A 23,363-nucleotide genomic window follows, 5' to 3' on the forward strand; every position below is an offset into this window, starting at 1 on the left:
CGCTAATACCCCGGGTTCTGGATTAAGTTTGGATTTAAACTAATCTCCCTGGTTGGAATTGGGAAGAGGCTTAACTCAGGTACAATATTGGCAAAGGCCCCGCTAGTTGGTGGATAATTTGTTTTAAAAGCCTGCATCACCGGGACGTAAATATTCCAGCGGATCAGGTCGAACCATCTTTCGCCCTCAAAACACAACTCTATACGCCTGTCTTTCTGTATTGCTGTTCTAGTATCAACCTTAGTCAGATTTAATTTTGGTGTTAATCCGGCCCTCGCTCTTACCTTATTCAATTGAATTAAAGCTTCAGGAATATGATCATTCTCGTTCAATGCTTCCGCATACATCAAAATTACATCTCCCCAACGCAATACAGGCCAGTCATTATCGCCTTCACTTCCTGAAGGAACTGTTGGATAAATCAGCTTTTTAGCATAATAATAAACTGTTGCCCCGGAAGAAAACACACCTAACGACACGTTCAAGCGAAGATCACCAGGTTCAAATGAATTGTAAAGATCCTTTGATCCAAGGTTCAAACTCAGGGCTGTAACACCAATAATAGTAGTGCCAGACAATTGTGGTACAAATCCACTTGCAAAGGTATTTCCTTCACTAAAACCGCCAGTTAAATATTGAATTGAAAAAATAATCTCCGCGTTATTATCACGCCCTAAACCAAATACCTGGTCATAACTAGTGAGGGGGCTAGGTGCTGAAGGAATGATCTCTGCCAATTTTGATTCGGCTTGTGGAAATTTATTTTGAAATAGATAGACCTTTCCAAGTAGCGCCTTAGCAGCAATACTGGTTACCCTTCCAATATTAACCCCTGTATAGCTTGCAGGTAACACCGATCCAGCCGCTATCAGATCTGCTTCTATCTGAGCATACACCTGTGCCACCGGAGTACGGTCATAGCTATATGCCTGGCTTTCGGAAGTGATTTCATTAAGTACCAACGGCACCCCGCCAAACATGCGGACCAGATTAAAATACATTAGTGCACGTAAAAATTTTGCCTGACCTATGTAGCTATTCCTGTTAGCTTCTGTCATAGGTACGGGACCGATATGATCCAATACCAGGTTACAATAAGCTATAGTGGTGTAATACCTGGCCCATGCCGTTTGTATATTGGTCGAAGAAGGTGTCCAACTTAGTTTATCCTGCTCTCCCCAGGCAGCTTCAGTTTCTCCAACGGTCTGCGTATTGTCGGATGGCAATTCGGCAAATGCCCAGTGGTTATTATAAACAGGTCTTAAACTGTTATAGGCACCAGTTAAGGCATTCTTTATGTCTATTTCCGATGCGTAATAAGTAGATACAGGAACTAGCCCTTGTGGAATGATATCAACAAATGATTTCTTGCACGATGAGGCCGAGAAGAGCATTAAGGCAACTATAAGTACGCCTAACTTATATTTTATATTTTTCATTTTTATCTGATTAATAGTTAGAATCCGACATTGATACCTACAATAAAAGTTCGTGCAATTGGGTAAGTACCCTGATCTACACCGGGTGTAGTTGGGTCTGAACCGTTCACACTCGCTTCGGGATTATAGCCGCTGTACTTAGTAATAAGAAATGGGTTTTGACCTGTTACATAAACCCGCAGGGTTTTAAGTGCAACTTTACGAATCAATGCTTCGTTTAGCTGATAACCAAGGGTAATATTCCTTACCCGCAGGTAAGATCCATTTTCCACGGCATTTTTAACAAGTGCATTGGTAGTACCAATACTACTCCCATTAGCTGGCTTTGGAAATTCCACATCACGGTCTGGCTGCGCAGGATCAAAATAATTCTGATAATAGCGTTTAGACGTATTCAGGTTACCATTACCCCCTAAAAGCTGCCTTAAATTACCATTAATTATATTTACACCCTGAACTCCCTGTATCAATACATTCAAATCAAACCTTTTATATTGAAAGGAGTTAGTTAATCCGTAAGTAAAATCAGGTAAGCCATGACCTATGGCGGTTATGTCATTTGCATTAACCTTTCCATCTCCATCCTGATCTTTTACAATCCAGTCTCCAACTTTATTTCCACCAGGAACATGAGGATGACTGCTGAGATCGGCAGTATTTTTAAATACACCAAGCACGGTATAGCCATACATAATGCCAAGCGGCTGGCCAACTTTTACCTGGTAAGCGTTATTCCATCCAAAAATAGCAGCAACAGCAGGTAAAGCAGATGGACCTCCAAGGTCAAGTACTTTAGTTCTGTAGCTAGAGAGGTTGGCATTTACTTTCCATTTAACACTGCCAATACTGAAATTTGTGTTGGCGCTAAATTCTAATCCTTTGTTGTTTAGTTTTCCCAGATTAGCCTTGTAGGAAGAAGCATAGCCTACAATAGCCGGCAATGCTTTATTCAACAACATTCCCTCAGAAATACGATTAAAATAATCCACAGTAATGGTAATCCTATTCTCTAGCACGCCCAAATCAACACCAAAGTTGGTTTGAGTATTCTTTTCCCATGTCAGGTAGGGGTTCGCAAAACCTGTTTGTTGCGCCCCATAAATTTTGGTATTCCCTGATGCATAATTCTTGTTGAGCGCAATTGAATTGGCATAAGTAAAGCTTCCAATATTGGCATTACCGGTTTTACCATAGCCACCTCTTAATTTTAGCTCATTAACACGAATCTTTTCAAATATTGGCTTAAAAAAACGTTCTTCACCTAATCTCCAGCCCAAAGAAAATGACGGAAATACTGCGTAACGGTTACCTGGGCCAAATTTGGAAGATCCATCCTGTCTTATGGCTGCAGTAAGCAAATACTTTTTACTATAGTCATAAGTCAACCTTCCGGCATAGGAAACAAAATCGTTGGCATCAAACCCTTCTGTACCAATGGTATTTGTAGAAGCCAATGGACTCTCTACTGCGGTTGTCACAAAAGTTCCCGGTAAGCCGGCTGTATAATTAATCTGCGACGTGTATTTTTGTGCCGAGAATAGTCCCAATAAATTGAAATGATGCTTGCCATAAGTTTTGTCAAATGTTGCTGTATTCTCCCATACCCATCCAAAACTGTTGCGTGCATTATCAGAAGCATAGATTCCGACAAGTGATGGATTGGAAAATGAGGCCATCGGAGACTGGCTTGAAGCCATTGTTGCAGGAATATAAGCGTGAACTAATGTATTCTCTAAAGTGGCACCAATGAAAGTTTTCAAGGTTAATCCTTTAATTGGTGTATAAGTTAAAAAAGCATTACTAAGGGTTTTAAAAGACCTACCCCTGTTAATAGCCTGAGTAATGATATTAAGCGGATTAAAATAATTTGTAGGAAAGAAAGGTGAGGCCGGTGGTAAGATATAATTTAAAGCTGGATCATAAGCCTCCGCAAAATCTCCATTATCACGATAAACAGGCACTACCGGAGGCATTGTAAGGGCTTGATTTAACGGACCCGGAAGATTATAATTTGAAAGAAGACCTGGTACACCTATGAGTTGATCGGAAACACCCGCCCCGCTAAACTGTCCTGAAGCAGGTTGCCTATATTGTTCAGTGTATGATGGTGATACGGAAAATCCGAATTTTAAATTCTTGATGATATCAGCATCCAGGTTTAACCGCACAGTAGTCCGGCTATATTCAGTACCTATTAATACCCCCTTCTGCTTAAAATATCCTGCAGAAGCATTGAATCTTATTTTATCACTACCCCCCGAAGCATTAAACTCTATGTTACTGATTGGAGCATTGCGGAATATCTGCTCCTGCCAGTTAACATCTGGCAGTGTAGTAGGACTTGTATTAAAAATACTCGGATAAGTTCCTTTGTTAATCCGATAAATATCTTTCATATTGGAGATAAACTCATCGCGGTTCAGGACATCAACCAGACTAGTTACGGTTTGTACGCCGGTATGACTAGAAAGTGCAAATACGGTTTTACCTACTTTACCACGCTTAGTAGTAACCAGTATTACCCCATTTGCGGCCCTGGATCCATAAATCGATGCAGAAGCTGCGTCTTTTAATATTTCTATGGACTCAATATCACTGGGATTCAGCAATGTAAAATTAGCAGAAGACTCTAAAGGATATCCGTCAACTACGTACAGCGGGTCGTTAGATGAACTTAATGAACTAATCCCCCGCACACGTATGGTCGGTGCCTCTCCGGGTTTTGCACCTTGATCACTTTGAACCTGAATACCAGCGGCTAAACCAGCTAAAGCCTCACCAGGGGTACCAACAGGCTGATTAGCTAGACTTGCCCCATCAACTTGTGAAATGGAAGAGCTGACCAGTTTGCGCGATTGGGTGCCATATCCCACAACTACAATCTCATTAAGTTTTGAAGAGGCCGACTTTAACTTTACTTTAATTTCAGTTTGTCCATTAATATCGATTGATTGCGATTCATATCCAATAGAGCTAAATTCGAGCGTAGCCTTATTTCCCGGAACATTTAAAGTGAATACACCCAAATTATTACTTGTTGCACCAATAGCACTACCTTTAAGCCGAATAGTAACACCAGGAAGTGGCTTCCCATTTTCATCGGAAACTATACCGGTTATTTTGAGTCGCTGTACAATTTCAGACGGGGTCGTAATAGCAGTGGTATTCTCTTTTAATGCAATTGTCTGCTGTATAATGGTGTAACTTACAGGCAAATCAGATAAACATCTGTCTAGTATCGCATTAATGGGAGCATCATTAAAGTCAACACTTAGTGTTTTCGATTTAAGCACATCCAGTTTACTAAAATATACAAAATGATAGTTACTCTTCTTTTCGATGAGTAGTAGTATTTTTTCAATAGATATATTATTTTCTCTAATAGATATTTTTTGGGCAAAGCTACTGGCATGCAGCTCTGTAAGTGCTATAAATAAAATAATAGCTATTAATTTCATAACCAAAAAAATTTTAGGCATACCGGACCATATAGCCCCGGGCTTTAATTTAAATTTCATACTTTCGTATTGTTTGGGTTAAACGCTTTTAGTTCAATTAATCGAGTCTGATAGTTGGGAACCCAGATACGGCCGGCTAAGTGGACGAACACTTACCGGCTATTTGTTTCCCAAAATCCTAGTTTATTCCAGGTATTTTTTTTTCATGGTTACTGCTTTAGGTTTAATATTTGGTTAATTGGTTGTTTCAGGTTTTATCAACCTGCGGATATTCAATTTATTCGTTCAGTATAGTTATATTTCTTCCTTCAATTTTAAACTTCACACCGCCAAACTGCAACAGATTAATAAAGCCTGAGAAATTTACATTACGCGATATTCTTCCTGATATTTTAAGATCAGGTAAGTTCTTTTCATAAATCACATTTAAATCATACCAGCGTGCTGCACTCAACATCAGCTCTTGGATACTCGCATTTTTAAATTCAAAAACCCCATTTTTCCAGGCAATTGCTTCAGCTACATCCGCGTCGTAATTAATACTAATATGTTCATTATTTGAGCTGGGAGTAACCAGCGATTGCTGCCCAGGTTTTAATATAGCCTGTTGATTTTTGAAAACGACTTTAACGCTTCCTTCCAGCAAAGTAGTTTTCACAATAGATTCTTCAGCATAACTTTTCACATTAAAATGTGTTCCAAGAACCTCTACTTCCTGCGTGTTTGTTTTTACAATAAAGGGATGCTTTTTATCTTTAGCCACCTCAAAATAAGCTTCGCCATCTAAAGTAACCTCTCTCTTTTTAGCGTGAGTAAAAGTTGTTGGAAAGGTAATTGACGAGGCCGCATTTAAATACGCAAAAGTTCCATCCGGTAAAATCACCTGATACTGTTCCCCGTTTCTCGTGGTAAGTGTATTGTACTTGATTTCTCCATTACCCTCACCACTCATTTTATAAACTAACTGTCCATCGGCAGTTTTAGTAATCGACACTCCTGTTTCTTCGGCCAGCTGACCATTCATTGCGTCCGATAATACAATCTTTTTACCATTTGCCAATGTTAAAGTAGCTGTAGTTTTCCCGGCCGGAATATCATTGATATGGGTAGCCGTTAATGACTTATTGTTAATTTTATGTTCATAAAACCAGAGACCACCTGCAAGTACAAAAATAACAGCTGCCGCAACTGCAATTCTGGACCAAAGATTTAGCATAACGCTTCCTTTACCTGTTGTAGCTATTACCGGAAAAGAATCACCAAGCTTTTCCAAAGTTTTATTCCAAACCTTTTGTTCAATACTTTTTGAAAGTTCCTGAAATCTTTGAAGCTTATTTTGAACAATATGTTCATCCATAAGCTGATTAAAATAGATCTTATTATCCTCAGAGGAATTTTTCCACAGATTTAATTCGTCCAGTTCTTCAGCAGTCAGCTGATCCCGAAAGTACCCTACAAGAAGCTTTGAGATATGAAATTCGGTTTCAAACATATGGAGCAGAATTGATAATTTAACATTGGTTTAGTATAGAAGCTCCAAAAACGTAAAAACGCCCAAAAGAATTTCAATTATTTTCCAAATCCATCAATAAATAGTAAAAAAGCCAGATAAAAAGGTCCAGAAAGATTCTTTTTCAAGAAAGCAGTCTTAAGCTGATCAACCGCTCTGGCCTTATGATTTCGTACTGTCTTTACAGATAAATTGAGTTGAAATGCAATTTCATCAGTTTTTTTGCCTTCAAAATAAATAAGGTTGAATACTTCCCTGCATCTTTCAGGTAAAAAATTAAGTTCCTGATCTAATACATTCAGAAATTCAGCTTCAATAATTTCGTGCAAAATAGTATTTCCGCTTTGTTCGAGTTGATTGAAGTAAAGCTGTTGGGCAGCTGTTTTGCGCTTCAAATCTCTGAGATAGGTAAGACATACGTTACGGCAACGTATATATAAATAGGCCTTAATATTCTCTGCTGTTTTAAAATCTGCACGTTTTTCCCAAATTTTCACGAAACACTCAGAGACAATGTCTTCTGTTTCCGATTCGTCCTGCGTTAGCCGAATGGCGAAATAACATAAAGTTTTATAATGTAATTTATAGAAATATTCAAGAGCCTGACTCTCGCCATCCCTGAATGCACTCATCCAATAAGCTTCATCGTTTTTGTCTATTGACTCCATTCATATTTTATATTGGAGAACAATATCTGTAATTATTTTCTAAACACATTATGTGTAATGAAATTACCCTTCTCCAGCACCGACAGGCTCAAGTTCTCTGTGAGGGGTTTTCATCAGAGATGAACTTCAGCAATGAAATTCGGAAATTACTTTTAAATTAATTACCTCCAGTCTTTATTTGGACTTGTTCTAAATAAGTATATATTTGCATCATAAAAAAAATGCCACACGGTTTCGGACCCGTGTGGCTAACCGGCTAATGCCGGCTTACCTTTAATCGTAGTTAAAAGTCATGCAAATTAAGAAAATTTTGCTATTGGGTATGTTATGTACCTATGTAATTTTTACAAAAGCTCAAAGTCAGCTCCCTGGCATTAGCGGAAATCTAAAAAACAGCGCAGGAGTACCAGTTGCTGCTGCAACAATTAAACTCCAAAATTCTAAATATGGAGCCGTTTCTGATCACAATGGAAATTATGAAATCAGGAATGTAAAACCAGCCAATTATATAGTATTGGTAAATGCCATTGGCTTTAAGACGCAAAAAAAAGAGATTAAACTCCTTAACGGTGATAATGGGGTTGTCAATTTTCAGCTGGCAGAAAGCATTGAGCAAATGGAAACGGTAAACGTTATAGGCCGTACCAAAGCACAGGAGGTGAACAGGCAGGCTTTTAATGTGACTGCAATTGATGCAACTAAGCTGTACAATACTACCCTGGATATTTCAGGAGCGCTGGATCGTGTTGCGGGTGTCAGGGTAAGGGAATCCGGCGGTGTAGGTTCCAATTTTAACGTATCCTTAAATGGTTTCTCCGGTCGCCATATCCGTTATTTTATTGACGGGATCCCAATGGATAATTTCGGTTCTTCCTTTCAGATCAACAACATTCCGATCAATATTGCGGAGCGTGTGGAGGTTTATAAAGGTGTGGTACCGATGTGGCTAGGTTCTGATGCGCTTGGTGGGGCCGTGAACATCGTAACAAGCAACAGTAAACGAAATTATGTGGATGCTTCTTACTCCTATGGTTCGTTCAATACGCACCGCAGTGTGCTGAATGCCGCAGCTACTTCAAAAAGCGGATTGACGTTACAGTTGAGTGCTTTCCAAAATTATGCCGACAACGACTATAAGATCAACATTGGAACCTTACTGCAAAACAATATGCAGGCAGACAAAAAGTCGGCTACTGTAAGGAGGTTTCATGATGTTTATCACAATGAGACTTTGATCGGTAATGTGGGTGTTGTTGGAAAATCCTGGGCCGATAATTTATTAGTTGGAATGACGCTGGGTCAGAATTATAAGGAAATGCAGACTGCAGCCAGACCTATAGCTGTTTATGGACAATTGCACAGACGCGGAAACATTGTCATGCCATCACTAAAATACAAAAAGACAGATTTAATTCCAGGATTGGATGTGACTATAAATGCCAACTATAATCTGGGATATGAGACAACAATCGATACGGCTAAAGCAGACTATGACTGGGACGGGATTCGCGATTCTAAGATTAGTATGGGTGAGAATGATGGCGGACAACATATAAAGTACAGAAATAACAATGGACTTGCCACAGCAATGGTTAGCTATAAGCTCACAGATCACCAGGCGATAGCCATCAATAACGTATTCTCCACCTTCGACAGAAAATCGGATAACTTGTTATTCCCTGATCTAAATCAACTGAATGCACCAAAAAAAATGGACAAGAATGTGCTCGGTGTTGGGTATTCCTACGATGTGGACAGCAAATGGAGCCTGAATATTTTTAGTAAGTACATTCTCCTAAAGAGCGTTGTGAACAGCGCTAATAAAAAAAATACAGACCATAAATTTGGATATGGTACTGCCTTGGCTTATTACATCAAACCGGACTTACAAGTCCGCGGTTCCTATGAACTAACCAACCGGATGCCGGAAGCAAACGAGATTTTTGGTAACCTGGAAAATGAGGCCGCTAATCCGTTACTGAAGCCGGAAAAGAGTAATAACTTCAATTTGGGTGTGATATACGGGTTCAAAGTAAACGAAGTTAATCGCTTTTCCGTAACTGCGAACGCCATTTACAGGCATTCTAAAGACTTTATCTTTAGCAGGATTGTGGGTGGTACCGGACCTCTGAGAGACTTTACAACTTCTGATAACCGCGATGGTGTCCGTACCACAGGTTTTGACAGTGAGATCAGGTATTCTTATAAAAACTGGTTAAGTGCAGGCGCTACTGTAACCTACCAGATGCTTAGAAATTTGCAAAAGCGGGACTGGAATCCCAATACAAGAGATTATTATCCGGCAGAAAGTCTTACCTATCTGGATCAGATGCCAAATATTCCTTACCTGTTTGGCAATGCTGATGTATCCGGATCTTTCCGCAATGTATTTGGAAAGGGAAATAACCTGACTATCGGTTATAATCTGCTCTTCGTAAACCGATTCTGGCTGGATTGGCCAAGTTTCGGTAATCCTGTAGAAGAGGATAAATATTCCATTCCAACACAGCTTTCTCATGATGTGAATTTTGTCTATAGCATGAAAAACGGTCGCTATAACATTTCCCTGGAAGCAAGAAATATTACAGACAAACCAGTATTTGACAATTTCGCCCTGCAGAAGCCAGGTCGCGGATTCTATTTAAACTTCAGGTATTTCATCAACAAGTCACAACTATAATAATTTAAAAAAATCAATATGAAAACAACAATTACCAAAACCCTTCTTGCCCTGGCATTTGTAGGTGTTTTAAGTTCTTGCGACAAGAAAGCGGACAGGGAAATAATTCCGGAAAATCCTGGAAATTATATCATTGCAGTTACACCGACCGCGATTGCGGGTAAGGCTGATTACCTGCTTACAGCAAGCAGCCTGGAAAGCGGCGCGGCGTCGATCATCGGTAACGGTGTGGAGCAGGATGGTACCTATAGGTATTATGTAACTGCAAATAACAAGTTTTTTAGCATGCTTTATGGTCAGGGCAGTCCCGGTGCTGTAACTGTTTATGGTGTAAAAGAAGGTAAATTAAATAAACTGAATGATTTTACTTCAGCAACGGTACATGCTTTTGCACCAATAAATGATGATATCCTGATGGTTAGGGTACCAAGGGCAATCGCTGCGACAGGTACACCTACTGTGTATAACTGGTATCGCGTCAATACAGCAACCAATGCGCAAGTGGCCGAAGGCACTTCAGATGCGATAGCGCCAAGCGGTAATGGTGAGATTGCTCACCTGAGCTGGATCAAACAAGTAGGAAATAAGGTATTTGCACCTTTCTTCAGTATTTATGGAAGAAATTTCTGGACTAAATTTCCAGATCAGGCAGGAATCGCGGTATATTCTTATCCGGGAATGCAGTACGAAAAGACAATCAGGGATACCAGAACAAGCTTCATCGGCAGGTATTTTACAGATGGTTTGGGTGTAGTTGAAAATGGCGATGTTTATGCATTTTCATCATCGGTAGCTACTGATGACAACACTGAAACGACAGATAATTTAACTGATTCTAAACTGACTTCTACAAAACCTTCTGCCATTACCCGCATCAATGCAAATGCTACTGAATTTGACCAAAGCTACTTCTTTAATTTTGAGGAAGTTTCTAAAGGATATGTAATCACCAACTGGTTATATATTGGCAAAAACAAGTTTGTCGCCAATATTGAGCCAAAAGCAACGAAAGGTGCTTATGTAGTAGGTAAGCGCTTAGCAATTGTTGATGTGGTAGCTAAAACTGTAACTGCGGTAACAGGATTCCCTGAAGTATCCACCATTTCAAGTGTAACTACTAACAACTATAGCCCAAAAGATGGAAAAACCGGTTATATCGGTGTGAATCTGATAAGTGGAGCTACCTATGTATACAAGATCGATGCGTCTAATGCAACAGCTACGCAAGGCTTAAAAGTTGAAGGTGGTGTGATCACTGCGATCCAACACCTACAATAACATCATAAATATTCTAAATAACACATTCGAAAAGACTAATACAATAAAACAATGATGACTGGAAATAATAATACAAACCAAAAGAAGAAGAGCAAGGATTCTCTTTTTACCAGGATCAACAAATGGCTTCATCTTTGGCTAGGTCTTATCTCTGGTGTCATTGTTTTAATTGTTTGTTTAACAGGATGCATCTGGGTTTTTAATGAAGAGATCAATGGATTGCTGGAACCGGAAACAAAAGTAGAAAGGCAGGACAAACCAGTGCTTACACCTGCTCAGCTGTATGCCATTGTTGCACGCGATTATCCGAAACAACAACCTGCGTATGCTACTTATCAGCAAGGTCGTGCCATCAACTTAAACCTGAAAGATAAAGTAGAAGAAAAAGGCAAAAAAGCACGTGGCGGCGGAAGAAGAGGTGGCGGAACTACACTTAAAATCAATCCTTACACCGGAGACGTAATCGCCAAAGAAGTACGCAAAAAAGGGGAAACAGACTTTTTTAGGTTCATTCTTAATGGCCACCGCTTTTTATGGATGCCTTATGAAATTGGAAGACCAATAGTTAACTATGGTACACTCATTTTTGTGGTGCTGCTGATTACAGGATTAATCTGGTGGTATCCAAAAAAATGGAACAAAAGTACCCGCGATAAGAGTTTTAAAATCAAATGGGGCGCATCTTTTAAGCGTGTAAACCTTGACCTGCACAACGTTCTGGGTTTCTATTCGCTGTTGTTTTTACTAGCTATTGCGCTTACCGGAATGGTATATGGCATTAAGTGGTACAGCGAGGGTTTGTATTGGGTTACCTCAGGTGGAGATCAATTAGCTGAATTTAAACGTTTGGAGTCGGACTCTCTGCAGGCCAATAAACACTATACAGCAGAACAAGCAATGGACCTGGCCTGGAACAAGGTGATTATCAAACATCCAAAATCTCAGGGGTTTTATTACAATTTCCCAGATACTTCACAACCAAAAGCCACTATTGGTATTACAGTATACCCGAACACCGGACAGTTTTACAACAGTCAGGGATATACCTTTGATCAGCATACCCTGGCCGAACTAAAAAGAGCAGATGTATATTCGGCAGATTATCAAACAGCAAACTTCTCTACCAAGCTCAGAAAAATGAACTATGATATTCATGTGGGTAGTATACTTGGATTTCCCGGTAAAGTTATGGCATTTTTAGCCTCTTTAATTGGCGCCTCTCTTCCTATTACCGGATTCCTGGTCTGGTACGGCCGTAAGTTCAAAAAGAAAAAAAGTAAAACTGATAAACCTGATTCAACTCAGACAGAAAATAATGACAGGTTGAGAAAACCAGTTGCAAAACCTGCTGTAAAAGCAGTAATGGTGGATTAATAGAAACCGATAAAAAACAAATTTATACTGATGAAAAAAATATCTTTTGCGATTGTTACGGCCCTGCTTATGCTGGGAACCAGTAACGTTTTCGCGCACGCACTTTGGATTGAAACACCTGCTACGGGTAAGGTGGGTCAGAAGCAAACAGTTAAAGTTTATTATGGCGAATATGCTGATCTGGGACGGGATAGCGTCTCAACATGGTATTCTGATGTAAAGGAATTTAGTCTATGGCTGGTAAGTCCTGACAACAAGAAAACACAGCTTAAAGTAACACCCGGTGTGAACTATTTTGAAGGAAGTTTTACACCTGATCAAAACGGTTCATTTACCGTTATGGTAAGTCACGAGGCTAAAGAACTGGGAGGAACTACAAAGTACCATTTCCTGTCCAGTGCTGGCGTTAGTGTAGGTAAGGTTGCTCCTATAGTCACACAAAATACCAACACGCTTGGATTGCATATAAATGATGCTACCTCACTAAAAGTAAAAAACACGGTCAAAATGAATGCTTTCATTAAGGATGCTGCTGCCAGTCAAAAAGCCGTAACAGTTTTTTCACCGACTGGATGGTCTAAAGAGTTTTATACTGACAAAACCGGTTCTTTTGAATTCATTCCATTATGGCCTGGAAGGTACGTGGTAGAAATCAGTCATATGGATAAAACTCCAGGTAAACATCATGATAAGGATTACTCAGCCACTTGGAAGGGGGCGACTTACAGCTTTGAGATCAATTAAGCCCTTGCACACTTATTATTACCTAAATGCAAGAAGCCTTAGAGAAATCTAAGGCTTCTTGCTGTCCTCCCCTACGGACTGAACTCAAAAAAGGGGCTTACTCCTTTCTTGGAATAGTGATAAACCCTCTGAATTTTGGACTACCATTACCAAAATCGATGATATAGAAATAGGTTCCTTCGTCCAGGGCGGCGCCATTTAGCATACCATCCCAGCTGTTGTCGTAGTTTTTCTTACTATAGATCTGTCTTCCGGATCGGTCAAAGATTTTCACTTCATTATTTGGATAAAAATCAATGTTATCGACCAACCATTTGTCATTATAACCATCACCGTTTGGTGAAAGGATATTGGTGGCTTTAATCTTGGCATAATCATCCAGAATGGTAATAGTAAACTGCTGAACCTCCGTACAACCACTTACATTGCTTACCGTTAGGGTGTACGTGGTGGTTAGCGAAGGTCTGACCGTGAGGATCGCAGTATTGTGGCCGCTAATAATTCCTAAAGCATTTGCCCATACATAGCTGCTCCCTCCTGTGGCAGTCAGTACAGCGATTTCTCCCTTACTCATCTGTGTTCCCTTATCGCTGCTAATGGATGCAACCGGAAGAGGGTTCACGGTGATAACAAATGCCCTGCTAAAGGTATCTGTTCCACCATTAGCCGTTCCCCCATTGTCTTTAACCGTTACAGTTATGGTAGCTGTTCCGGAAACTGCGCCCGCCTTGATCCGGTAGGTTAAGTTCCCTAGACCTCCGTTAGCACTTACATTCAGATTTTCAATTAGCGAAGAATTGCTGCTAACACTTAAAGTGGTACTTTGATTGGTCTCAGGACCAGCAGAAATACCAGTCAGCGGTAGGGATTGTGTAGTTGTGGCATAGCAAATCGCCTGACTGGCAATGGCAGCCAGCGTTGGCGCTTCATTGACATCATTCAGGGTAATACTAAGTTCCTTTTCCAGCCATAGTCCATAGCGGGAGGTTGATCTTACCCTGATCCTGTAGTTGGATTTGTTCTCGAAATCAAGACTGGCAGTTGTACTGATCTTATTTCCGCTGATTGCAAACAAGCTGTTGTCTGTATCACCAGGTCCAGCAACCATGCTGAAAGTAAATGTATCGAGTGGATCTTCGGAAGCACTACTAAAAGTACCTGCATTCGCTCCCGCAGACTGGTTTTCATATAAAGTTATCGCAGCTAATGTAATCACGTTTGGCGCAGCTGGTTTGATTTTCAGAACACCAGGGATATAAGTAATGCTATAGTTGACAGCATTAGCCCCTGCAGCCGTAATGGCATAATCGCCAATCGGACTATTGATTGTGGCGGTGGTACTTAACACCGGCTGAACCGAAAGCACCGAATTATCCTCCCCATTGGCAAACCCGGTATATCTGGCTGTCAAGATCGGATTGTCCCCCCCTGAAAATTTCTCTTTGTCTTCTGCTGTAATGGCAAGTGCCTTTTTTCCAACGCTAAGTATACCATTGGTATAGGCGATGGCATAATTATCGAGGCCAGTTCCGGTAGCTGCAGCGGGGGTAATGGGATATGGAGCTCCTGTTACACTGGATATAGCAGCTGCACCATCACTGGTTAAGGTAACTCCTGTAACAGTATTTCCGTTAACCAATCCTACAGGGGTAAATTCAGTTCCTATAAAGATTAGGGCATCACCATAAGTTTTACTCTGGTCATTTGCAATAATGGTCAGCACTTTTTGGGTGATAGCAAGGGTTGCAGACGCATATGTTAACGTGTAGTTATTGCTCAAGGCTACTGTGCCCTGCATAATTGCATAAGTGTTGATGCTCTCGCCCGGGATGCGGGTCAGTGCACCCGTGAAGACATCAGCACCAACTAATGAACCGGTAGTAACCACATAGCTCAATGTGGGGTCAGCATCACCATAGGTTTTGCTTTTCGCATCTGCCGTTATAGTAACTGGTTTTTTGCTGACAATAAGATCCTGTTCTACCGGACTGGCAGCCTCATAATAAGCGTCACCAGCTTGACTTGCTGTTATTTTTGCTGTACCTGCACTTTTTACGGTTACGATATTTCCACTTATGGTGGCAACTGATGTATTATCAGATGTATAGCTGATGGTTAGTCCGGAACTTGCAGTCGTAGGCAAATTTATGTCGGCATCGCCATATATTATTGCCGAAGGTACATTAAAGGTAATCGTTTGAGCAGCCAAACGAATTATCGTTGCCGTATATGTTTTCGTCGTTGTACCGTCCTGGGCAGTTACCAAAGTGGTCAGTGTATTACTGCCTACATTCAGCATGATAGCGCCCGATGCACTGCCACTTGTTACCGCAGCCCCGTTCACCAGAATGGTTGCATTGGCTTCCTCTAGAGCCGGGGTCACCGTAACCAAGGTTACGCTATTGCCAACCGTGGCTGAATAGCTGGTAGTCCCGGACGCAAAAACCGGCGACAAAGTGCCTTCGTTAAGCGACAGAGCAGATAGGTTGGCGTTGGTAGAGAGTGCTGCGTTAGTTGTAAAGCTTAATACCAAGCCAGAGTTGTCTCCAGCACTATTAGATCCATTAACTTTATAATAATACGTAGTAGATGGGCTTAAGCCCATTAAGGTTGCAGATACAATTGTGTTACTTATTCCTGAAGCCGTACCCGGTGTAGCAGCTATAACCGTTCCGCCTCCGGCCAAAACCACAGACTCATCTGTACTATAGGCAAATGTTATAGTAGTACTTGCAGAATTCGCGTTTACTGTTCCATTTAATGTGGCCCCTGTAATGGCAATCACAGTAGCAGCAGCAGTTGTAGTTGTTGGTGCCGAAGCAGGAGGTACAAAAATTGCCGGATCGGCTGCAGACAATGTAGAAAAACTGGTGCTGGTAAAGGTGTTTTCCAGATACTTATCAACAGTATTTACCGAAGTACCTGCTGTAACGGTATAAGCAATGTCGACTTCTGCGGATTTATAGCACAGTTGCAGCAGACTTTCAGCGTTGCTATTGAGTTCTCCAGTAAAATAACTAAAGCCCAGGGTTCCCGTAAAGGTTAGCGGAGCACTAAATTTATAGCTCCTGTTTATTCCTGATCCCCCATCCCCCGAAACAGGCGTGGCTGATTTCTCTAAACTCAGATCAGTTAATATCAGATCTGCTGAAGGCTTTAATACCAAACCATCTGATGATAATATCGATCCCGCTTTTACATATATACCCTCTGGTCCTGCTTTTAACTGTGCTTGCGCACCTGTTATAAAGGACTGACCCAAGAGGAGTAAAACTATTATTTTATAATACTTTTTCATTCCATATCATTACATAGTGATCAATTACAAGAGTATTACTTCACGGTAGCTGTCATGACTTGCTCCAATGAGTCGAGACGCTGCTTGATCTTTCTTAGTTCTGCAGCTTCGGCAGTTAACTGTGTAATTTTTTGGGATTGCTGATCAATTACTATGGTTTGATTTCGAATGATTTCTTTAAGTGCTTTTGGGTCGGTGCCTTTGGCAATCTTCTCCTGCAGCAATGAATTTTCCAGTTTCAGGCCGGCCATTTCTGACGTCAATTGCCTTGTAAGCGTCAATTGTTCCACAGAACGTTTCTCTAAGCCCTGCAGCATGATCATCATAATGCCGTCCATATCAGCTGTATTCAAAGTCGTATCCGTTCCTATTGTACCTATTTTGTCTTTTCCGAACGCTGAGAAAATTTCCTGTGCCATCGGACCGTAATGGCGCATGCTTTTGTCCTGAACTTTATAGTTCCATGAACCGATACGCAATTTACCAAGCTCTGCCAGGAAATATCCATGATCTGGCTTACTGTAATTTTCCTTTTTGGTAGAATCTGAAATTGAAACCCATGCATTTCCATTAGCCGCCAAACTTATGCCTACCGTTTTAGTGGCGTTTGTAAACAATCTATACCCGTTTGCATATCTTGCGCTGAATTGATTGTTAAGTGTAGCTAACAAACTATCTGTATTAGAAGCATCATTCATTACCATACATCCGCTTTTTCCACTTACAGAAGCACGATGTCCGAGTGCTACAGAATAATCCGCGTTCGCCGTACACCTGTAACCTATTGCTACAGCAGACGTACCATGAGAAATACTGGTATAACCCATTGCAATGCCATAAGCACTCATCGCACTGCTCTGATAACCAAGAGCTACGGTATAGTTACCGGCAGCTTTTGTATTAAAGCCTGTAGCTAACGAGTAAAAACCGTTATAAGTCTCATCCCAGCTATCACTGCCAACTCCTACACCACCCGCCCTAAAAGAACCTTTATAAGCATGGAACATCATGCGTTCGCCAGATCCGCTTGCTGGTATGGTGCCGGTGCCAAGAACCCCTTTAACTACAAAGCCCCCCGCCTTATCCAGCTGAAAATTTAACTCTGGAGTAGTCGAAATTGAAGAATTCCTTACCCCATATACAGTCATCCCACCTTCAGGCAGAAGTTTCATACCGCTAATTGTACCATCAGACGAAAGCGTCTGCGTATTGGTATTCAGATTGGTTGTCAGCGTACTCATACTGCTTATATTTACCCATGCAGTACCGTTGTAGTAATAAAAACCGGGAGTACTATCAGTTTGATAGATCATGAGGCCGGTTGCCGGAGCGGCTGGCCTGCTGGCTAGCGCAACCCTGGGAATTAACAGGCCTTTATTGGTTGAAGCAATTTCAAGCTGCGCGCTTGCATGAGGCGTAATCGTACCAATGCCCGTCTGCGCCTTAACTAAGCATATGTTTGAAGTAAATAAAATTACAAAAATGAAGTAGAGTTTTATCATGGCGATTTAATTAATAATTAATAAATAGGGGTGTGTTTTTTATTATACAAATAAAAGAAACTGATTTATAACAATATAGCAAAATAATAGTTAAGTTTTATATACCTCTAGTTAAAACGCCGCTTAAATTCAATCCATAGGTAGATCCCCCATCAGGGATGTTGCTTAATCCGGTCTTACAATGGTGATATATCCTCTAAACTTCGTTCTGTACGGGGTGCAACAGGTAGGAATGCTTCTGCATTAGAGATAAAAAAAATAAATGACAGCAAACAGGAGAGTAGAATTTTTCTCATCTTTTAGCAGTCCCTACATGCTATTCATTGGATGTTTGCTTTAACGCTTTCATCTTTTCAGCCAGTAATTCTAGTACCGGCTGTCTGGCAATCAAATTAAAGTTCCAGATATCGTCTGTGATAAAAATATAGTGATCATCAAAACTGTAAATAAAATCCCCGCCTTCAATTCCAATAATCCAGTCTTCTTTTTTTAAATCGGGGATAAGTATTTAAGACCCTCCAGCAATACTCCCTGATCTCTTCTTCATCAAGAAAATTGTCCAACATAGGTAAAATACTGCTTTCTTCGCTCAGTCCATAGGTTGACAGCATTTCATCGATCTTGTTTTTCATATTCAGTATAGTAGATGGCATTAAAGTTAGGTGGTAAAGCTGGGGAATTAAAATCCTATTAAACCCAAAAAACCTTAGATTTCTCTAAGGCTTTTCTCCGTACTCATTTATTACCACGCTGGAGCAGCAGAAATTATCTATTTTGAGATTATTTCCGGACTACTAATTGTTTTAATAATAAACCTGTTTGTCAGTTCATTTTCATCAGGAAATCCGCAATCAAATTTAATGGTATGCTTTCCGACTTTCAAGCTTGGAATAGCTTGTTTTAACTCAATCTCCTTTTTAAAACCACCTTTGCTATTGTATATTTTAATAGTTGTTCCATTGCAGACGATTGAATTTCCAGCTTCATATTCGCCTGGCAATTCAAGCTTAAAATAACCATCCAATTCTATCCATGGATTACTGATCACACCTTCTTTTCCCATAACAGTAAGGGTGAAATTTAATGGTTGTTCCGTATTACCATTTACAAATTGCCATTCAGAAAAGGTTGGTTGTCCGGGTTGAAGTACTTGTTTGGTGTGTTCAAATTTGAATTTTTTAGATGGATAAAGCTTCCAGCCCTGATTATTCTGCTCAAGATGAAAATCGTTTTCAGGATTCTTTAATCTTGTCAATTGATCCGCAGAGAAAATTTTCTTTTTATAAGCTTCTTGCCAAAGCTTGATAAGGCCTAGTAATTGAGCAGTATTTGGATTTTTTTGGAGATTTTTATAACGTGCAACTAAAGCAAAACCTGCATTATAACCTGCGGCTCTTGCCATCATCCATTCGATATCTTCTGCCATTGTTGTTGACGAAAGTAAAAACCATCCCAGCATATTAGGCATGTAGTTTCTTTCCAGAAAAGGCTGGTTTTCTAAACGGTAATCGCCCTGAGATTCACGAAATCCACCATACCATGGTTCTCCCCAGTTCCAGTAATGACACATATGCCAATAATAGTGACTAGAGCGGCTTGTGCCGTTAACCAACGTGTGTTTGGTCTCTTTAAAAACCTTTTCGGCAAAAGCCTGCATACCGTAGTCACCTTCTCCGGAAGACAAGCATCCTTCGTGACCATCAAAATCCATTTGCGAAACACCAGTTTCAGTAAAAAAACGACCCAAGTTTCCGGCGATTTCCTGTTGAAGGTTAAAATTTGTGAAAAGTGTATTGTAAGGATAATCCATCATCATACCTGCCGCTGCTCCTTTTTCATGAGCTGATGCCTTTGTTCCATAGGCTCCACGTTGACAATCCAACAATTTATAAGGACGTCCTGATGTGACTTCACGGAAACGGATAATTTCTTCCCCAATTTGCACAGCATGTAAGGTACTTGGTTTTATGTTTTTAAAATACTCATCAGATTCAACTATAATTTCAGTAGCCGACGAAGTTATATTTTCTGTTAATGTAGAAGAACCGGTTAAAGCAAGTCGTTTATCAGGTACAGGTGTAACATAAGGATCATTTGTGTTGATAAAATTACTAAGCGTATGTACACCAATACGAATTCCCTTTTTTGATGCTTTATCAACACAAACTTTCATTCCTGCATTACCATTGGGAAAACTTGTAGGATTTAAAACAAAATGACCCCAGGATTGAAACGGACTTTCATGGTAAACCGACATCAATCCGGCCTGTTTTGCATAATCCAATAAGGTATCTATATTGCTTTCATCAAAATCAGAAATCATATAGGCCCTTCCGGTTTCGGGCGACTGTTTGTGCCAAACACCATTAATCAACGGATGAGGAAGACCTTCGGCAAGTTCAATTACCCCTATATGAGACAACACCTGATTTTCGGGACATCCAAAAAGTGCGATCTTAGAACCTATAGTAGTTTCATTGGGGATGGCATTAACCGGCATATTAGGATATTGATTCCAAACTGTAATTTTCCGGTCTTTTGATCGATCCAGACTAAATGCCTGTAAGCTACTTCCATAAGGCTGACTAACTGCCACCGAACCTCGCGAATAATCTGCCCCTTCAGAATTTTTTAAAACTCCTCCGATAGTTTTCACATTTAATGATTGAAGTCCGATTGCATAGGTGTCATCACGTACCACCCCAACTACTTCTCCAATCGTTTGTCCAATAATAGTTGGATACGAACCCCAGTTAACTGCATTTACTTTATCTTTTGCATTTAAACGAATTAATTCAAAAACCAAATGGGTTTTCTTTTGGACAACTTTTACTTCTGCAGAAACCTTAGAGATTGTAAAATCCAGCGTAATAATACCGGATTTGCTATTAAATACAGCTTGCGTTGGTTCTTCCCAATCGTTGGCGGTGCGAACACTTAATAAAGGGGCCTTTTCTCCAATAGCCAGGTAATTTTTCCCTGTTTTAGGATTCAACATTGTGGTGATCTGCCCCGACGAGGAAATATTTAAGTTCAGATCATCCGTTTTTAAGTTGATTTGTTGTGCAGACAGATTCAAAAAATGAATAAGCAGCGTAAAAGTAATTAAGATTGTTTTTTTCATGATGTCGTCTGTGTGTGTTTCTTTTTTCTATTCTACCTGCACCCAAGTATAACTTTTAGGGTTTAGTGTAACCTTATAGCTAATCTCGTAATTCCGATCCAGTTTATAAGATTTTGCAGGGCCATATTTTTCCTTCAATTTCGCAACGGTTGTTAATCCGGCATAGTACAAAGGGATTTTAATTGATCTTGTAATTTTCTCATCTAGTGGATTATAAAGCATCAGCATGCCTTTTGTTTTTAGCTTTGGGTTCACATGCAACAAACCATCCCAATCTCTTCCATCGGCTCTGCGAAGATGAATTATATCCGAATTTAGTATATTCCTGAATTCTTTATACCAGTTTATCACACCTATTACCATTTTCTTGGTAACCTCTGTATCATACAATCTCGGACCTCGATAACAAGCCTGAACACCCGCACCATAATACTGCATCATTAACTGTTCATAATCTGTCAAATGCTCGTTTAACGGCTCAAGTACAGCTTCTGGCCCTCCCCCCTGGTACACCGTTAACGGAACAAATCCCCAGCTCATAGAACCTGTTTTCTCCCAGGTACCATCAAAAATATTTTGACGATTAAGGATCATCTGATTTTCTCTTGGCAGAGAGAAATTTACTTCTCTATAGCCTATGCCAATTTTATGAGTCCCATCTAAAAAATACCAGTCAGGAGCATTAATATATACTCCTCTTTCACTTAACCAGTGATAAAGCTCTTTTTGGATCTCCATCTGTGTCCATTGTGAATCTTCTAACCCCTTATGACCAGGATGCGTTGTTGAGGCACAAACATCGCCAGGATATGGTCCATCGTTCTCCCATATGTCAAAACCAGTTTTAGCATAAAAAGTCTTGATTTTATCTCTGAATCCAAGTCCCCATTTACTTCCAAAGCATGGAGCGTTTCCAAAAAAAGCGCCACCTGGTTTTCCGGTTTTCGGATTAATTACATCATCTTCATCGCTAATTTTTCTGGAGCTAAAAAGGGTATAACTACCAATAGCCACCTTCTTTTGGTGAGCATAATCAGCTATTTCCCGCCATTTTTTGATGTTAGCTTGGGTTGTATCCTCTGTATTGCAGTGGCTTCCAAAGCTCAGGATAAGTGCTTCGTAACCTGTTGCTGCACATTGGTCTATTGCGGTTTTAACCTGCTCATCATTACGACTTACCAAATGCATAAATATGGGATTACTGTTGGTCCATGGCGCAACGGTCTGATACATTCTTCGTATAGTCAACCCCCTTCTTTCCCGATCATAACTATCCATAAGCAACTCATAAGTCCGTATTGAATTAAAGCTTTCTCCTGGTCTTATCTCTATACCTAGTGCTTTATCCGGATAAACCTCCAACAAACAGGGTGTTTGGTAATCATAATTAACCTGAGACGTATACGCAGCATCTACCTTCCAGTGCGTTGTTTGATCACTAATATCATAACGCATTGCGTTGTTAAAAGCATAATTGCTCTCTATATATATTCCCTGCGGCTTTGCCATTTGATCAGGTCTTCCTACAACAGCACTCTGTTCTTCCACCATTCCCAGGATCTCGTTCACTACACGGTCGATCTTAAATACATTTTTCCCGGTATTTTTGACAGTCAATGACTTTACGATCAATGGTAGGTCATTATACAATTCATAGTTTACCACGACTTCTATTCCCGACAATTCAGGAGCCCCGGCATGATAATAAAAAGACAGTTTTTTCCCGCTCGGCCGCTTCCCGTTACTTGTCCAAAACTTATTTTTCCAGTCGATATGAGACTTGATGATATCCATTTCAATTTTATCAAATTGGAAATCATTCTTGCCTGCTGTCATCTGACCAAGCCATGCTCTTCTTAAGTATGCATTTTCTTTTTGCCCATATAACCCGCCAACATTATAATCCTTTCCATTGATAGTTAACCGGGCCTCGGGTTTTATTGATCTCAATAATTGCTGACCATTTCCAAGATTAACGTAGTCTATACATACTACATTTGGTTTAATTTTAAACACTCTCCGTACCAGGCCATTGTTAAGTACAATATCTTCGCCTGATTGACTAATCTTCGCCTTGTAGGCATCGGCGCTCAACAACCAATCTGATTGTTTCTGGTTCTGACCTAAAACAGGGAGCCAGATACTTAAAATAAAAAATCCTATAATAATTAAGTGCTTCATATATTGTAAATAGTTTTTTTGGTGGTCTTTACAAACAAGTACCCTATACCGTGCTAATGACTCAAAAAAAATCAAAAAATTACATCAACAGAAAATTGTCTATTTTA

13 protein-coding genes are annotated in these 23,363 nt (G+C 40.2%); 4 read left to right on the plus strand and 9 right to left on the minus strand.

Translation table 11 applies throughout. The features are described 5' to 3' along the window. Positions 1–2: 2 nt before the first annotated feature. The 4 genes from B9A18_RS20180 to B9A18_RS20195 all read right to left on the minus strand — a co-directional run bounded on the left by B9A18_RS20180 (position 3) and on the right by B9A18_RS20195 (position 7,075). Positions 3–1,439 carry a RagB/SusD family nutrient uptake outer membrane protein gene (locus B9A18_RS20180; RefSeq protein WP_084291356.1) on the minus strand — a complete coding sequence of 479 codons (1,437 nt, stop codon included), beginning with the start codon at positions 1,437–1,439 and terminating at the stop codon, positions 3–5. A gap of 17 nt (positions 1,440–1,456) precedes the next feature. After that, complete coding sequence (locus tag B9A18_RS20185; RefSeq protein WP_159452709.1) at positions 1,457–4,897, minus strand: SusC/RagA family TonB-linked outer membrane protein; 3,441 nt, start codon at positions 4,895–4,897, stop codon at positions 1,457–1,459. A gap of 277 nt (positions 4,898–5,174) precedes the next feature. Then, entirely contained in the window at positions 5,175–6,389 is a 1,215-nt protein-coding gene (locus tag B9A18_RS20190) for a FecR family protein (protein ID WP_084291358.1), read from the minus strand. 77 nt (positions 6,390–6,466) lie between these two features. Further along, positions 6,467–7,075: an RNA polymerase sigma factor gene (locus B9A18_RS20195; protein ID WP_084291359.1), complete on the minus strand. Its 609-nt coding sequence runs from the start codon at positions 7,073–7,075 to the stop codon at positions 6,467–6,469. A 292-nt stretch (positions 7,076–7,367) separates the two neighbouring features. Between B9A18_RS20195 and B9A18_RS20200 the strand changes: the two genes are divergently transcribed. Genes B9A18_RS20200 through B9A18_RS20215 form a run of 4 tightly spaced genes read left to right on the plus strand, consistent with a single transcriptional unit; the run spans position 7,368 to position 13,151 of the window. Continuing rightward, positions 7,368–9,755 (plus strand): TonB-dependent receptor, encoded by a 2,388-nt coding sequence (locus B9A18_RS20200; protein WP_084291360.1) that lies wholly within the window; start codon positions 7,368–7,370, stop codon positions 9,753–9,755. An 18-nt stretch (positions 9,756–9,773) separates the two neighbouring features. After that, on the plus strand, positions 9,774–11,033 hold the full coding sequence (locus B9A18_RS20205) for a DUF4374 domain-containing protein (protein WP_084291361.1): 1,260 nt from the start codon (positions 9,774–9,776) through the stop codon (positions 11,031–11,033). Positions 11,034–11,084: 51 nt separating this feature from the next. Continuing rightward, positions 11,085–12,407, plus strand: coding sequence for a PepSY-associated TM helix domain-containing protein (locus B9A18_RS20210; protein WP_084291362.1), 1,323 nt, complete (start codon positions 11,085–11,087; stop codon positions 12,405–12,407). A gap of 30 nt (positions 12,408–12,437) precedes the next feature. Beyond that, positions 12,438–13,151 carry a nickel transport complex protein, NikM subunit, transmembrane gene (locus tag B9A18_RS20215; protein ID WP_084291363.1) on the plus strand — a complete coding sequence of 238 codons (714 nt, stop codon included), beginning with the start codon at positions 12,438–12,440 and terminating at the stop codon, positions 13,149–13,151. A gap of 97 nt (positions 13,152–13,248) precedes the next feature. Here the strand turns inward: B9A18_RS20215 and B9A18_RS20220 are convergent, their stop codons facing one another. The 5 genes from B9A18_RS20220 to B9A18_RS20235 all read right to left on the minus strand — a co-directional run bounded on the left by B9A18_RS20220 (position 13,249) and on the right by B9A18_RS20235 (position 23,256). Then, complete coding sequence (locus B9A18_RS20220) at positions 13,249–16,449, minus strand: MBG domain-containing protein (RefSeq protein ID WP_084291364.1); 3,201 nt, start codon at positions 16,447–16,449, stop codon at positions 13,249–13,251. A 35-nt stretch (positions 16,450–16,484) separates the two neighbouring features. Next, complete coding sequence (locus B9A18_RS20225) at positions 16,485–17,951, minus strand: tail fiber domain-containing protein (RefSeq protein ID WP_084291365.1); 1,467 nt, start codon at positions 17,949–17,951, stop codon at positions 16,485–16,487. 461 nt (positions 17,952–18,412) lie between these two features. Continuing rightward, a complete protein-coding gene (locus tag B9A18_RS25210; protein ID WP_159452710.1) occupies positions 18,413–18,583 on the minus strand; it encodes a hypothetical protein in 171 nt (56 codons plus the stop codon). 137 nt (positions 18,584–18,720) lie between these two features. Continuing rightward, positions 18,721–21,075 carry a hypothetical protein gene (locus B9A18_RS20230; protein ID WP_084291366.1) on the minus strand — a complete coding sequence of 785 codons (2,355 nt, stop codon included), beginning with the start codon at positions 21,073–21,075 and terminating at the stop codon, positions 18,721–18,723. Positions 21,076–21,102: 27 nt separating this feature from the next. Beyond that, entirely contained in the window at positions 21,103–23,256 is a 2,154-nt protein-coding gene (locus B9A18_RS20235) for an alpha-galactosidase (RefSeq protein WP_084291367.1), read from the minus strand. Between the last annotated feature and the right edge of the window lie 107 nt (positions 23,257–23,363).

The organism is Pedobacter nyackensis (genome assembly GCF_900176505.1).
Taxonomy (GTDB): Bacteria; Bacteroidota; Bacteroidia; order Sphingobacteriales; family Sphingobacteriaceae; genus Pedobacter; species Pedobacter nyackensis.